Annotated in this window: 12 protein-coding genes; 4 read left to right on the top strand and 8 right to left on the bottom strand. The window is 56.4% G+C overall.

Annotated features, from left to right (window positions below; all coding sequences use genetic code 11):
* Nucleotides 1-57: 57 nt before the first annotated feature.
* A complete protein-coding gene (gene fbp, locus GWQ31_RS05400) occupies nucleotides 58-1,092 on the bottom strand; it encodes a class 1 fructose-bisphosphatase (protein WP_005315352.1) in 1,035 nt (344 codons plus the stop codon).
* Between the two features lie 384 nt (nucleotides 1,093-1,476).
* Here fbp and GWQ31_RS05395 point away from each other — a divergent pair, with 384 nt between their 5' ends.
* Nucleotides 1,477-3,093, top strand: coding sequence for a peptide ABC transporter substrate-binding protein (locus GWQ31_RS05395; RefSeq protein WP_275908837.1), 1,617 nt, complete (start codon nucleotides 1,477-1,479; stop codon nucleotides 3,091-3,093).
* Between the two features lie 47 nt (nucleotides 3,094-3,140).
* Here GWQ31_RS05395 and GWQ31_RS05390 read toward each other — a convergent pair whose 3' ends face one another.
* From GWQ31_RS05390 to sixA, 3 genes are all read right to left on the bottom strand, one after another.
* A complete protein-coding gene (locus GWQ31_RS05390; RefSeq protein WP_275908836.1) occupies nucleotides 3,141-4,061 on the bottom strand; it encodes a DMT family transporter in 921 nt (306 codons plus the stop codon).
* Nucleotides 4,062-4,261: 200 nt separating this feature from the next.
* Nucleotides 4,262-4,468, bottom strand: a complete 207-nt coding sequence (locus GWQ31_RS05385) for a DUF1107 domain-containing protein (protein WP_021140380.1) — start codon at nucleotides 4,466-4,468, stop codon at nucleotides 4,262-4,264.
* Nucleotides 4,469-4,601: 133 nt separating this feature from the next.
* Complete coding sequence (sixA, locus tag GWQ31_RS05380) at nucleotides 4,602-5,069, bottom strand: phosphohistidine phosphatase SixA (RefSeq protein ID WP_021140381.1); 468 nt, start codon at nucleotides 5,067-5,069, stop codon at nucleotides 4,602-4,604.
* A gap of 162 nt (nucleotides 5,070-5,231) precedes the next feature.
* On the opposite strand from sixA, the gene GWQ31_RS05375 reads away from it, so the two are divergent.
* The gene (locus tag GWQ31_RS05375) at nucleotides 5,232-8,006 is read left to right on the top strand and encodes an insulinase family protein (protein WP_275908835.1); all 2,775 of its coding nucleotides are present in this window, start codon (nucleotides 5,232-5,234) and stop codon (nucleotides 8,004-8,006) included.
* Between the two features lie 303 nt (nucleotides 8,007-8,309).
* Here the strand turns inward: GWQ31_RS05375 and GWQ31_RS05370 are convergent, their stop codons facing one another.
* On the bottom strand, nucleotides 8,310-8,957 hold the full coding sequence (locus GWQ31_RS05370; RefSeq protein ID WP_096119387.1) for a thiopurine S-methyltransferase: 648 nt from the start codon (nucleotides 8,955-8,957) through the stop codon (nucleotides 8,310-8,312).
* Between the two features lie 223 nt (nucleotides 8,958-9,180).
* Nucleotides 9,181-10,545: a leucine-rich repeat-containing protein kinase family protein gene (locus GWQ31_RS05365; protein WP_275908834.1), complete on the bottom strand. Its 1,365-nt coding sequence runs from the start codon at nucleotides 10,543-10,545 to the stop codon at nucleotides 9,181-9,183.
* 311 nt (nucleotides 10,546-10,856) lie between these two features.
* On the opposite strand from GWQ31_RS05365, the gene GWQ31_RS05360 reads away from it, so the two are divergent.
* Both GWQ31_RS05360 and GWQ31_RS05355 read left to right on the top strand, forming a co-directional pair.
* The gene (locus GWQ31_RS05360; RefSeq protein WP_275908833.1) at nucleotides 10,857-11,621 is read left to right on the top strand and encodes an SDR family oxidoreductase; all 765 of its coding nucleotides are present in this window, start codon (nucleotides 10,857-10,859) and stop codon (nucleotides 11,619-11,621) included.
* A 51-nt stretch (nucleotides 11,622-11,672) separates the two neighbouring features.
* Nucleotides 11,673-12,500: a methylated-DNA--[protein]-cysteine S-methyltransferase gene (locus GWQ31_RS05355; RefSeq protein ID WP_275908832.1), complete on the top strand. Its 828-nt coding sequence runs from the start codon at nucleotides 11,673-11,675 to the stop codon at nucleotides 12,498-12,500.
* A gap of 372 nt (nucleotides 12,501-12,872) precedes the next feature.
* Here GWQ31_RS05355 and GWQ31_RS05350 read toward each other — a convergent pair whose 3' ends face one another.
* Both GWQ31_RS05350 and GWQ31_RS05345 read right to left on the bottom strand, forming a co-directional pair.
* Nucleotides 12,873-14,411 (bottom strand): hypothetical protein, encoded by a 1,539-nt coding sequence (locus GWQ31_RS05350; RefSeq protein ID WP_111587744.1) that lies wholly within the window; start codon nucleotides 14,409-14,411, stop codon nucleotides 12,873-12,875.
* Nucleotides 14,412-14,621: 210 nt separating this feature from the next.
* A complete protein-coding gene (locus GWQ31_RS05345; RefSeq protein ID WP_021141118.1) occupies nucleotides 14,622-14,894 on the bottom strand; it encodes a hypothetical protein in 273 nt (90 codons plus the stop codon).
* Nucleotides 14,895-15,061: the final 167 nt, after the last annotated feature.

Genomic DNA, 15,061 nt, shown 5'->3' with positions numbered 1-15,061 from the left:
GGGAGCCATATCGGCTCCCGTTTTTTATGCGCTCATCGCAGGCACTGGATCAGTGCATCAACCCTGATTGGCCGGATCCTCGTGGGCGGAGAACTCCCGCATGAAGGCCTCGGCCCGCTCCACCATCTTGGTGGAACCGACGAAGTAAGGGGTGCGCTGGTGCAAGGCAGTGGGCTGGATGTCCATGATGCGGCCAAAGCCGTCGGACGCCTTGCCACCGGCCTGCTCCACCAGAAATGCCATGGGGTTGCACTCATAGAGCAGGCGCAGCTTGCCGTTCGGGGAGTTGGTGCCTGACGGATAGATATAGATGCCGCCCTTGAGCAGGTTGCGATGGAAATCGGAGACCAGGGAGCCGATATAGCGGGAGGTGTAGGGTCTGTGAGTCGCCTCGTCCCGCTCCTGGCAATATTTGAGGTACTTCTTCACCCCGTCCGGGAACTTGATGTAGTTGCCCTCGTTGATGGAGTAGATCTTGCCCTCCTCCGGGATGCGAATGTTCTCGTGGGAGAGGCAGAAGCAACCAATGGAAGGATCGTAGGTGAAGCCGTTGACGCCAAAGCCGGTGGTGTAGACCAGCATGGTGGAAGAGCCGTAGACCACGTAACCGGCAGCGACCTGACGGTTGCCCGGTTGCAGGAAGTCTTCCAGGGTGACGCCCGTCCCCGGGGCGCTGAGACGGCGGTAAATGGAGAAGATGGTCCCGACCGAGACGTTGACATCAATGTTGGAAGAGCCGTCGAGGGGATCGATCAGCACCACGTATTTGGAGTGACGGGAGAGCTCGGAATCAAAGGAGACGAAGTCCTCTTCTTCTTCGGATGCAATACCGCACACTTCACCACGGGCTTCCAGCGCGGCTTTAAAGCGCTCATTGGCATACACATCCAGCTTCTGCTGAACTTCGCCCTGCACGTTTTCAGCACCCATGGAGCCGATGATATCTGCCAGCCCCGCCTTGTTGATCTCCCGGTTCACCACCTTGGCGGCCAGACGAATGGAACTGAGCAGTGAGGTCAGCTCGCCGGTCGCGGTGGGATAATCCGCCTGCTTTTTGACGATGAACTCGCCCATGGTGATCATGTTTCGCATTATTGTTCCTTTAAGAGCGTTTCCGTTGGCTTTGAAAACGTTTGCACGCGTCGACAAAAAAAGTGCCGATCCTCGGCAGCCTTGTTTTGTAACCTAATGTAACGCCTGTTTTTTGTTTTTGCAGCGAATTAAGCCGCTGGATAAACGTGCGATTTACACCTCGCCACCCCATCAAAAGGGCATAAAACCAGTGCCAATTGGTGACTTTCATCATGTTAATTCGCAGCAAAAAATCACGAACAGGCAGCCATGATGGGTGCAACGGCCCACTTGGCCCCCCTATCTGGGTAGCTGATGGCAAGGCCGGTGCCCACCTCTTGAGATCTCCAGATCAATCCAGCACACTGACCAGGCTTTGGAAGCAAAAAAACATAAGGATATTCAATGAAAAGGACACTCATTGCCGGCACGGTTGCCGCCCTGTTCGCGTTACCGACTCTGGCAGCTAACGTACCTGCTGGCACCCAGCTGCTACCCGGCGATCAACAAATCTTCGTGCGCAACATAGGTTCAGAGCCCGCCTCCATCGATCCCCAGATGGTGGAAGAGAGCTCTGGCAGCGACATCGTCAACGACCTGTTCGAGGGTCTTTACACCCTGGATGGCGACGGCAAGCTGCAAGCAGCCGGGGCGCTTGGCTATGAACTCGACACCACGGGCACCGTCTACACCTTCAAGCTGAGACCCGAGGCCAAATGGTCCAACGGCGAGCCGGTGACGGCGGCGGATTATGTCTATGGCTGGCAACGGGCGGCGGATCCCAGAAACGCCTCCAACTATGCCTGGTTCATCGAGCTGACCGGTGTCACCAATGCCGCCGAGGTCATCCAGGGCAAGCAGAGCCCGGATACGCTGGGCATCAAGGCGCTCGATGAGCATACCCTGCAGATCACCTTGAAAAACCCGGTCCCCTTCTTCCTGAAGACCCTCTCCCACTACACCACCTTCCCCGCGCCCAAGGCGACCATAGAGAAGTTTGGTCATGAGTGGGTCAAGCCGGGCAACATAGTCTCCAACGGCGCTTTTATGCTCAAGGAGTGGACCCCCAACGAGCGCCTCATCGCAGAGCGCAATCCCCTCTACTGGGATAACCAGAACACAGTGCTCAACAAGGTGCTCTATCTGGAGATAGTCTCCGACACCGCCGCCTACAACCGCTATCGCGCAGGGGAACTGCACTACACGCCCTATCCGCTGGAGCAGTACAAGCAGCTCAAGACCCAAAGCCCGGAGGAGCTTGTCAACGCCCCCATGCTCGCCACCTATTACTATGTGTTCAACACCCAGCGCAAACCGTTCGACAACCCCAAGGTGCGCAAGGCGCTCTCGCTTGCTATCGACAGAGACACCATCACCGAGAAGATCCTGGGACAAGGTCAGCTCTCCGCCTTCAGCCTTACCCCGCCGAGCGTGGACGGCTTCGAGCTCAAGCGCCCTGCCAGCCAGTTGCTGAGCAAGGAGGAGAGGATCAAACAGGCGAAAGCATTGCTGAACGAGGCCGGATACGGCCCGGGCAAGCCGCTGGATGTGGACATCCTCTACAACACCAACGAGAGCCACAAGAAGATAGCCCTGGCCATCTCCTCCATGTGGAAGCACAACCTGGGGGTTACCGCCAAGCTCAACAACATGGAGTGGAAGACCATGGTGTCCGCACTCAATGAGGGGGATTTTACCGTCAGTCGCTACTCGTGGAACGGGGATTACAACGATGCCTCGACCTTCCTCGACATCATGACCTCCAGCAGCAGCGCCAACAGCGGCAAGTGGTTCAACAAGCAATATGATGCCCTGCTGGCGAAGGCCCATGACTCCAAGGATCCGGCCGAGCGCAACCGGCTCTATCAAGAGGCCGAGGCGCTGATCGACCAAGAGGCCCCTATCGCCCCCGTCTACTTCTATGTCAAGTCACGGCTGCTCAAGCCCAATATCAAGGGCTATCCCTATCAGAACCCGCAAGACGTGGTTTATTCGAAAGACCTCTATCTCACCGCGCAGTAACGCCCTGACCTCCTAAACAGAAAGACCGCCTCGAAGGCGGTCTTTTTTCAATCTTCCCGACAGCTCGCCAGTGCCACCATGGCCCGACGACGCAGCACCACAGGCTGCACCAGCAGTTGCGCCAGCAATACCCCAAGCAGCGTCATGCCACCACCGATCAGGTGATAGCTGGTCAGCGTTTCCCCCAGCCAGCTGATGGCCAGTGCCGCCGTCATCACTGGCAGCAGATTCATGAAGATGGCGGTGCGGCTTGCCCCCAGAAGGGCTATGCCCTGCATCCAGAGCCAAGGCGACAGCGCCGAAGTGGGGATCCCCGCATACAGGATGAGCCAGAGCGCGCGGCCATCTGGCCACTGCCCATCCACCAGCAGGTAGAACGGGGTGAGAAACAGCAGGCTGCACAGCACCTGGCCGTAGAGCATGGACCAGTTGTCGAGCCCCAGATCCCACTTTTTGAGCAAGACGCTATAGAGGGCATAGGTGCCCGCCGAGAGCAGCATGTAGACAGAGCCGATATGAATGCCCTGGATAAACAGACGGGACGGATCCCCCTGCCCCAGCAAGATGGTCAGCCCCAGAATGGAGATAAGCCCACCGAGCAGAGCCCCCCAGGTGGGACGCTCACGCAGCAGCCAGATACTGAGCAGTACCGTCATCAGCGGTGTCAGCCCCATCATCAGACCTATCTCCGTGGCTCCCAGGGTTTGCGCCGCGTAGTACCCCAGGGTCTGGTTCAGCACCATGCCGAGCAGGGCCAACGCCGCCAGTTGATAAAAGCCGGCCCGCAGTTTGGCCCGATCCCGCCAGGCGCGGTGTGCGAGGAAAGGCGTCAAGATGATGGCGGCCACCATCCAGCGCGACCAGGCCAGTGCCGCGGGTGAAAGCAATCCAACCGCCAGCTTGCTGACAATGGCATTGCCAGACCAGATGGCCATGCAGGAGAAGGGAAACAAAAAGGCAAGAGGCATAGCGCTGTCCACAGAAACGATCCGGTATTTCAGGCGGGAGTATAAGGGGGTAAACAAGATTCGCAAGCACAGCCCGGCCTTGCGAATGCGGGTGACGTTGAACCGAGATCGAACTGAGCCAATTCGGCCATGTCAGGGCTGAAAACAATCATGCCCGCACAGTAGCGGGCATGAAGCGGCTGGATGGGATGGCACAGAACTTATGCCGCATCCATGTGCAGTCTGGAGATCATCTCATTGACCTCGACCACGGTCTGGCGGTGGGGTATGTCAGCTGGTGTTGGCATCATCAGCAAGCCTGACTGGAAATCAAAACGCCCCCTGCCGTGGATATAAATCCGCCCCTTGAAGAAGGTTTTGACATGTTTTGCCACCATCAGTGGCAGGTACTTCTTGAACACTCTCATCGTTTGCAACCTCTTGCAGTTGTATCCGTATGACAGCAGCTTCTGCGAAATAATTCCGTAAATTCTTTATAAAAATCCGGAAAAATCGCAACTCTCTTCCCCAAAAAACCAATTTATAACTTTTTATTAACTTTTAACGTATTGTATGTGGTCCTTCCAGCCAGAGCAATACCCCCTTGCCATCTTGCCATTCGATACAGGCCATGCCTGACGTGGCAAACATGGGGGCACCTGCCGCCGGGCAGAGGCTCTGCACCAGATAACCCACCAGTGGCAGGTGGCTGACCATCAAAATATGGTCATGTGTTGCCGCCAACGCAGTGAGATAGCTTGCGACAAAAGCAGGATCCCCATAGGGGGTGATCTCCTTGCTCTCTTCGACCCTGGTAGCCTTGGGCAATTCACTGCATATGCTCTGCCAGGTTTGTCTGGCGCGCAGATAATTGCTGTGGACAACCAAATCCAGTACCCCGTCCAGTTGGGGCGCCAGCCAACTGGCCATGTGAATGGACTCTTCAATTCCCTGCTCGGTCAGTGGACGCTGTTCATCTGTTTTCGCATTCATGCCAGCCTGGCCATGACGCATGATGTAGATTTTCATTACAACCTCGCCCAACGGGCCTGTTTTGATAGCGGGGGGATCTTACCCCGCCATGCCGGGGGAAACAATTGCGCCACCTCTCAGAAAAGGGTTTGCCTCACTGGATAGCGGGGTCGATAATCATGTTTAAATTCAAATAAATCCAACACGAGTCACGCGCCAATGAGCCCATATGCCAGCCCTAATGACCATCGGCAATACCACTATCTGGAGCTGGCAAACCGGCTCAGAGTCTTGTTGATCTGCGATCCCGACACCGACAAGTCTGCCGCCTCTCTGGCCGTCAACACCGGTCATTTCGACGATCCGGCTGATCGGCAGGGGATGGCTCATTTCCTTGAGCATATGCTGTTCCTTGGTACCCGCACTTATCCCAAGCCTGGTGAGTACCAGCAATTTATGAGCCGTCATGGCGGCAGCAACAATGCCTGGACCGGCACCGAGTTCACCAACTTCTTTTTCGAGATAGACACCGGCTTCTTCGAGGCCGGTCTCGACCGTTTTTCCCAGTTCTTCATCTGCCCCACTTTCACCCCCGAGTGGGTGGATAAAGAGCGCAATGCGGTCGACTCCGAGTACCGCCTCAAGCTGCAGGACGATGTGCGCCGCAGCTACCAGGTACATAAAGAGACGGTCAACCCGGCCCACCCTTTCTCCAAGTTCTCGGTCGGCAACCTGGATACCCTGGCGGATCTGCCCGGCCGGGATCTGCGCGCCGATCTCATCCGGTTCTACGAATCTCACTACAGCGCGGATCGCATGGCGCTGGTGATGATCTCGCCTGAATCCATCGAGACCCAGATTGCGTGGTGCGATCGCTTTTTCGCTCCCATTTTGAATCGCAATTTGGGAATACCGGCCCTGACGGTTCCTCTCTATCGCATCGACGATCTCGGCATCCGCATCCGCATCAATCCGGTCAAGGAGACCCGCAAGCTGGCACTGACCTTTCCGCTGCCCAATGTGGATGAGTTTTATGACAAAAAACCCCTCACCTTCCTGAGCCACCTCATCGGCTATGAAGGGGATGGCAGCCTGCTCTCCTTGCTGAAAGCAAAAGGCTGGGTCAACCAGCTCTCCGCCGGAGGCGGCATCAGCGGTGCCAACTTCAAGGATTTTGGGGTGAGCTTTGGCCTCACGCCGCTCGGGCTTGAACACGTCAACGAGATAGTGGCCGCCCTGTTCGGCTATCTGAAACTCATCGAGCGTGGCGGGGTAGAAAGCTGGCGCTACGAAGAGAAGCGTACCGTGCTTGAGTCGGCGTTCCGCTTTCAGGAGCGGGGCCGTGCCCTCGACACCGTTTCCGGCCTGGTGTTGAACCTGTTCAGCTACACGCCCGAGGATCTGCTCTACGGCGATTACATGATGCGCGAATACGACGAGGCGCTGATCCGCCGCCTGCTCGCCAAGCTCACGCCACACAACCTGCGCATGACCATCACGGCGCCGGAGCTGGCCACGGATCGCCTGGCCCGCTGGTATCAGACCCCCTATGGCGTCGACATCATCACGGAGGCGGAAAAGATCCACTGGCAGCAGAGCGAACCCGATCCGGCCCTCACTCTGCCCTTGCCGAACCCCTTTATCAGCAACCGGCTCGATCCGCGCCAGCCAGCACTGCAGGCCGACATGCCCGCTTGCATCATCGACAGACCTGGTTTTCGGCTCTGGCATCTGCACGAGCATCAGTTCAGCGTGCCCAAGGGCAACCTCTATATCTCCATCGACAGCGAGCACGCGGTCAAAAGCCCGCGCCACATCGCCATGGCACGGCTCGCGGTGGAACTGCTCACGGATCACCTCAACGCCCTCACCTACCCGGCGGAGCTGGCGGGGCTGGGCTACCAGATCTATGCCCATCAGGGCGGCTTTACCATCAACCTGAGCGGCTTTGCCGACAAGCAACCCCTGCTGCTCGACATGATCCTCGGCAACCGCACCCTGGGCTATCCGGATCCGGGCCGCTTCGCCGAGATAAAAGAGCAGCTCATCCGCAACTGGGACAACCAGTCCAAGGCGCGGCCCATCTCCCAGCTGTTCAACCAGCTCACCAGTTTGCTGCAACCAAACAACCCGCCGTTCGAGCAGTTGCTGCGCCATCTGCGCACCGTGGAACTTGGCGAGATGCCGGCGTTTGTCGCCCAACTGTTCGGGGAGGTACACGTAGAGGCGCTGGTTCACGGTGACTGGAATGCCGCCGAGGCGCTCGAACTGGCCGCCCTGCTGGAGCGCCACCTCGGCACCCACAGCCAGCCCAGTGCCGAGACCCGCCGCCCGCTCATCTCCATTCAAAACAGGGGCACCCTCATTCGTGAGCAGGGCTGCGAGCACGAAGATTCGGCGCTGCTGGTCTACTACCAGTCCCGCACCACCCGGGCACGGGATCTCGCCTGCTTCACCCTGGCAAACCACATAATGTCGTCCACCTTCTTCCACGAGCTGCGCACGCGCCAGCAGCTGGGGTACGTGGTAGGTGCCGGCAACCTGCCCCTCAACCGTCACCCCGGCCTCATCTTCTATATCCAGTCGCCAGTGGCAGGGCCCCAGCACCTGCTGGATGCGGTGGAAGAGTTCATCGACCTCTTCCCGCTGGCCATGCTGGAGCTGACCGAGCAACAGTGGCAAGACAGCAAGATGGGCCTGCAAGCCCAGCTGAGCGAACGGGACGCCAACCTGCGCAGTCGCGGCCAGCGGCTCTGGGTCAGCATAGGCAACAAGGATCTGGGGTTTGATCAGCGGGAAAGGGTGTGCGAAGAGGTGGGCAAACTGAGCCGTGCCGATCTGGTGCGCTTCATCATACAGCTGCGCTCACGCACCTCGGACAGGCTGATCCTCTGCAGCTATGGCCAGGGTCACGAACATGACGAGCGCATCACGGGCCAGTTTATCGACGACCCCAAGGCGTTCAGGCTCGCCGCCAACACCTTCGAGGCCTGAAGCAGGCATTCCCGCCCATCAGCCAATCCCGCCCAATAAAAAGCCGACCCCTTGGGGTCGGCTGGAAAAACCATAACAATTGCGACCAAAGCCGCCAAAAGTGAACATGAGCGTGAAAATCAGACACTGCGTTGATGGTCGGCCGGATGGTTCAAACCAGAGCGCACCTGCCAATATCAACAGTGATTGAGAAACAGGCTCATCTTAGGCACTCCCCTCCCTTGTCACGTTGATCTATGTCAAAGGAGGTAGCAAAGAGTCGGTGACCTGCCGGTTTGTCGGCCTGGATCACGCTTTCGCTTTTCAGCCCCGGCGGATCAGGCGATAGGCCACTTCATCAAAATAGGAGAGCTGACCGGAGAGTACCCTGGGGTGATCCACCTCTGCGGCACGGCCCAGCACTTCCACCCGAAAATCGCGCTCAAACAGGGTGCGCACTTCCATCTCCCCCACCGAGAAGGGCGGCTGTTTCTGCTGCTCCGGCTGATACTCCAGAGTCACCAGCAGGATCTGGCCACCGGTTTCCATCAGGCGGCTCATCAGCTCCGCATACTGGCGGCGCATCTCCGTCGGCAAGGCGATCAGCGCCGCCCTGTCATAGGCCAGCCGGTAGCGCCGCCCCAGTTCGGGGGCGGCAAAAAAATCCCCCTGATGAATGCGCAAGGAGCCGTGCTGATGGCACTGATAAGGGCCCAGCTCGCTGAGGGTCTCGGTGAGCTGGTTTTCACTGAAAAACTGTTCGATGGCGAGCGCAGAAAGCTCGAAACCATCGATGGGGTGCCCCAGGCCATTGAGCCAGAGCATGTCGCGGGACTTGCCGCACAGGGGCACCAGCACAGGTTCATCCTGTTGCTGGGCAGACCACCAGGATTGCAGCCAGCGATTGAAGTCTGCCTGATGAAAGCCAATCCGGTTCTCTTCCCAACGCTGATGCCAAAACGCAGCTTCCATCCTAATACCCCTGTTACCTAAAGATGCCTCAATATCACAACTTAACCCGGCGCACGCAAGCCTTGCGCCGGGCCGACGGGTGATTTTTGCCAGAAAAACGATTGCAAAACCAAAAAGAACCGCCAGGCCCCTTTTTTGACATCTTTATGTCATGGATATGTGATGGGTGATCGGCAGCCTCACCAAAATAACGTGCGCTGACATGCCAACTGGTCGCGCGGACTCAGGCACAGGCGGGCTCGGCGACCATCATGGCCGCCACTGCCGCTATCCTGGCCGAAATCTGCGCAAACGAGGGTCGCTGCAAGACGTCATCACAGAGGCACGCCCGGGCCAGCAGGGCAAGATCCTGCAGCGACTCGCTCTGCGGCTGGCAGCGCGCCAACAGCTCGTCCAGCAGGCAACCAAAGGCCCTCACCTCTATTCTCTCCAGTCCGTCGGCCAGCACGCATTCCGTGCGGTCGTAGCAAGAGGCTGCGCCAAAATCGCCGAGCAGCACCTGACCCTTCCCTTGTAAGGAGTGCAGTATGTTATGGCCATAGAGATCGCCGTGCATGATGCCCCGCTCATGCAGATGCCCCGCGGCAGCCGCTATGCCCTGCGCCATGGCGAGCAGGGCAGCCGGGGGGAACGACAACCCTGCGGGATAGACGTCGCGGGTGCAGGAGTCCAGGCTCGGCGGCCCCGCCAGATTGGCAAACGTCGGGTCTATCAGTTCCATCACCAGCGCCGGCATGCCGGAGGGGTGATCTGCCACCTTCCCCAACACCCTGATCAGGTTGGGATGAGTGCCGGCCGCCAGCGACGCCGCCATCTCGCAATGGGGCAAGCCATCGCTGGTCACAGCCCCCTTGAACAGCTTGACCGCCACCGAGCGCGGCCCGTCACCCTGCAATCCGTCGCAAGTGATGCGGGTGGCACTGTGGATCACCCCAGAGGCCCCCTGCCCCAGCAACTCACCCAACTCAAGCGCCCGCCAAGGCACTGGGGCGATATGAGCCACATGATCCACATCGATGGCCCGCGCCTCCTCCCCCTCGCTAAAGGGGTTGCCGGAATAGGCGAGCCAGGAAAGGCGCGGCAGCGTGAGCAACCAGCCGGGGAAGCGTTCGATCCGGTTTGCGGCGATACGCAGCAGTTCAAGCCGATGGCAATTAACCAGTGTCTCTGGCAAGGCGGTCAAGCGGTTGCCCGCCAGCATCAGCTTTTGCAGGCGGCTGCACTGACCCAACTCATCGGGCAACTGTGCGATGGCGTTGTCAGTCAAGATCAGCCAGCGCAACCCCACTGGCAGCGACGCGGCGGGGACTGTGGAAATCTGGTTGGCCTTGAAGCCCACCATGGTGAGTGCCGGGCAGCGCCCCAGCACCTCGGTAAAGCGATTCTCGGAGCAGAAAATGATGCGCAGTTTGCTGAAACCGGCCAACTCGTCCGGCAGGCCGCTCAACTGGTTGCCGGTCAGATCCAGCACCTCCAGCGTCTCTTTAAGGCTCAGGATCTCGGGTGGGAACTCTGTCAGATTTTCACAAAGCTTCAGATGGCGGGCGCCGTACAGTTCACCTGCGCGCAGCTGTTCCAGAGTATGCATAACCGTTTCTCAATCATGATGATCTGCCTGATGGCGTCGCCAGCCATCAGAGCGCGCCGGACCTGCATCCGGCGGTTTTAAAGGGGAGCATTATAAAGAATTCTGGGCGCAGATCGCCCCTTTTGTTGCCACGAAGGCCTGTATCGACGCGTAGCAAAGCGACATGGAAACAAAGAGAGCAAGATCCGGGTCGTGTCAGCGAGGGCTGGTTGCCATAGTGGGGGTCAAACCCGAGTGGGGCCGACCCCTTGAGGTTCCAATCCATTACCAACCCTGTGCGCCCGCACAACACACTCAGCGAGGGAACTGCCATGTCATTACTGTCCAACAAGGTTGCCATCATCACCGGCGCCAGCTCCGGCATCGGCCGCGCCAGCGCCATCCTGTTTGCCCGGGAAGGGGCCAGCGTCGTCCTCGGCGCCCGCCGCCAGCCGGAGCTGGACCTGCTGGTGGAGGAGATCCGCCACGAGGGGGGCCAGGCGGTGAGCCTGGCGGGGGACGTCAGAAGCGAGACTTACGCCCGCGCCCTGGTGGATCTCGCGCTGACCCGTTTCGACGGGCTCGATATCGCCTTCAACAATGCCGGTAGCACGGGGACACCGGGCAGCGTACAGGAGCTTGAATTGGCGCAGTGGCAGGAGACCCTGGATACCAACCTCACCAGCGCCTTTGTGGGGGCCAAGTACCAGATCCCCGCCATGTTGGCGCGTGGCGGCGGCTCCCTTATCTTTACCTCCACCTTCGTAGGCCATACCCTGGGGCTGCCCGGCATGGCGGCCTATGCCGCGAGCAAGGCGGGTCTCATCGGCCTGACCCAGGTGCTGGCTGCCGAGTATGGGGTACAAGGGGTGCGGGTCAACGCCCTGCTGCCGGGGGGCACCGATACCCCCATGGGGCAGGCCTTTACCAATACCCCGGAGAGTCTCGCCTTTGTGCAGAATATGCATGCCCTCAAACGGCTGGCCCAACCGGAGGAGATCGCTCGCTCGGCCCTTTATCTGGCGTCCGATGCATCGAGCTTTACCACCGGCATTGCCCTGCTGGCCGATGGTGGGGTATCTATTTGTCGCACATGACCTTGTCGCACCCAAGATCCTGCGGCTGCAAACTTATCGTGAGAGCGCCTTATGTCTGATTATGCCCGCATCGCCGATGCCATCCGTTTTATCGCAAGTCAGGTGGAGCGCCAGCCCACCCTGGACGAGATAGCGGCGCACGTGCACTTAAGTCCCTTTCACTTCCAGCGGCTGTTCAGCCGCTGGGCCGGGGTTACCCCGAAGCGCTACTTGCAGGTGCTGACCCTGGATCGGGCCAAGGCGCTGCTGCAGGAGTCGCGCCCGCTGCTGGAAGTGGCCGATACCCTGGGCCTTAGCAGCGGCTCGCGGCTCTACGATCACTTCGTGCAGCTCGAAGCGGTGACGCCGGGGGAGTACAAACAGCGCGGGGCCGGGCTGGTCATCGATCACGGGGTGCACGACACCCCCTTCGGCCAGGCGTTCGTCGCCCTGACCCCGCGGGGGGTGTGCAACTTCTCGTTTCTCGATGACCAGGCTCCAGAGGCGCCGCTGACCGCCCTCGCCCAGAGCTGGCCTGCGGCAGAGCTGCGAGAATCGCCGTCACGCACCCAGGGGGTCATCAACACCATGTTCGATACCAACAAGACGCTGGATCGCCCCATCTCCTTGCACGTGAGCGGCACCAACTTTCAGATCAGCGTCTGGCGGGCGCTGCTGCAGATCCCGCCAGCCAAGGTGGTGAGCTACGCCCAAGTGGCGAGCGCCATCGGCAACCCCAAGGCCGCCCGCGCCGTGGGGCTGGCGGTAGGCGCCAACCCCGTCGCCTTGATGATCCCCTGCCACAGGGTCATCCAGCAAAACGGCAAACTCGGCGGCTATCACTGGGGCGAGACCCGCAAACAAGCGATACACGCCTGGGAAGCGGCGAGGTATGAGTGAACGTGGGCTTTTTCTGTCCGGCCTGATGAGGAAAACAGGAATCTTGGTAGTGAGTCAGCAGACCATCAGGCAACACCAGACAGCGGGCGGCGATATAAAACGGGGGCATGAGCAGAATTGGGGCACAGATCGCCCCTTTTATTGCTTTGGCAAGACATGGCGCTTAGCCACACCACCCCAGCAGATTGACGAAACACGTAGGGTGCAATAAGCGCAGCGCATTGCACCAAAATTACAGAGTGGTATTTGCACAAGATATTTAGCACCGAAAGCGGTGCAATTCACGTTGTTCATTGCACCGTTTGCTGAGCGGCTTTTGTTCAAGAAAGCAGAAACCAAATTAGCGGTGCAATTTCATTGCACCCTACGGCACTAAGCCTCCATCTCTTCTGTCAGAAGTTCAACTTCGGCATTCATTGGTAAGGCTGCCAAAATACTATCTAATTTAGCTTGATCCAAGATCGGTGATGATCTCATTTTTTCTTTGGAAGTGGCGTCAGCAACATCAATTTCATTAAAACGCCCCTCTAGCTTTCTAAAGTGTGCGTAGCATCCTATATCCACAGCAAAAGCTTGAAATGTACCTTCTACTGATTTGTGCGTAAGCGCAGATGCACAGCTGTGAATAATACGATAATCAAGCAACCTGTATATAAGAGCGCGTAATGCATCATTTTGTTGAAGAAGCTTTTCTTCAATAACAAAAATGTTCACCTTTTTGTCTAAACAAAAACGCTTTATTATATAAATGCCCTTAATTAAATCTCCTTGCTCATCATCTTTTGAATCTTGTTTTAGTTCCTCGATCTTACGTTCAAAGTTATTCCTTGAAAGAAGCCGAACTTCATCCTTACCTATTTTACCACCAGAATCCTGTACACTTTCATTAAGAAGATGCAAAAAAAGCGATAATACATCACGTGGAACACCACCACCAGCCATGACTAATCTTTCGAATCCCTCCCCTTTGAAAAGGCTCATCACATCACTTTCGTTCATGCAAGCTTGCTTTCCGAATTGAACTAAAATAGCCCTGTTTTGCTGAAGGGTTTTCTGAAAATTACTGAATGTATAATCTATATCTATTGGTTGATAATCATGGCGTTCCTGTGCACCTATTGGCTGACCATCTCTATCAACATAAAGTGTTGATGAATGCCGAAGAGTTGCTATTTTGAAATAGATTGGAATATCTTTACAAAGTCTATGTACATAATCGACAACAAAGGCTTGATCAGTTCTTTTTAAATGATATAAATCATCAATTTGTAAAATAATACCTTTCACGGAACTAGATATTTCAAACAGATCACGGAGGTTTTCTTTAAGCCTTGGAAGCCACAGATCTAGCTCCTGTAACTTCTCTCGATGAACTTTAAAAGAACGCTCGACTTCTTCGTTATCTTTCCCTGATGATTTATGTGCAAGATTGATTTGATCTATTTTTAAACCTGCATCATACCCAGTGAGTTTTTCCACTGTTTTTTTGCTTTTTACATCCTCATCACGAAGATCTGCTTCGACATGAAGTGCTTCTAGTTTTTCCAAGATATCTTTAATTATTGCTTTCAGTTTTCTTTTCTTTCCAAACCATCCTGATATATTTTTGTCAAGCTCACGAAAAATAGATGATAAAATCTCTACTAAAACGTTAGGAAATGAATGTCTTTTAAAATCTTCACAATTTAAATAAATGCTTTTAAGCTCTGGTCTTAGGTTACGAGAAGAATGGTGGAGAAGCAATGTCTTGCCACATCCACGACGAGCGAAGATTGCATGATTTTGTTTTGCTTTTGCATCCTGCAAGGCGGTGCCAACACTGATGTATTCAACAGGATCACTATCTCGCTGAACACGTAGATTTTCAGAAATTACTTCTCGAAGTTTTTCTAATTTGAGCGCATCTACCATTTTCTCTCACCCTTTAAACTGAGACAGTTCGATGCTATATGAATCCGTATAAACTTACTAGGATTAAATGTTACAAGTACCTGTAATAATATATGTCATATGTACAATTCAAACTTACTCTAATGATTAAATAAGAAAGACGCCCTAAGGCGTCTTTCTTATTGCTGGGTGTTGAGGCAAACCGGTTGGAGGCTATGCCCCGCAACCCACTCAGATCGGGGTAATGGAGGTGATATGGGCATCACCGTCCAGTGATTTGAAGATCTGCACCACGGCTTCGCCATGGATCGGTTTGGCAAGCGGCACTGTGCTCTTGCACTTGAAGCGATAGTTGGTGCCGGCCACCACCTGGGTGCAGACTTCAAAGGGTACGTACTGCACCCCGACAAATCCTTTCAGCGCCTGGTCAAATACCGCCTGATCCTCGGCGGTCAGCTTGTGATATGCGGTCCATCCCCCCACCAACACTGCTTGTTCTGACATAACAAACCCTCCGTGATCTCTTGTCCCTACTCGTATGGCTGTTCGGGTTCCGCCCCGTTGATTCAAGTGGTTGCTGGTCTCCACTGGGGTGACATACCAAGAAAGTTCAATGGTATGACGATGGGCCATCTTGCGCTGGTTAACGCGCCTGTTGGCCCTCCCCTTTG

The organism is Aeromonas sp. 2MA4 (genome assembly GCF_029237305.1).
Classification (GTDB): Bacteria; Pseudomonadota; Gammaproteobacteria; order Enterobacterales; family Aeromonadaceae; genus Aeromonas; species Aeromonas salmonicida.
The sequence above is the reverse complement of the archived record's forward strand: the minus strand, read 5'-3'. Positions and strand labels throughout refer to the sequence as shown.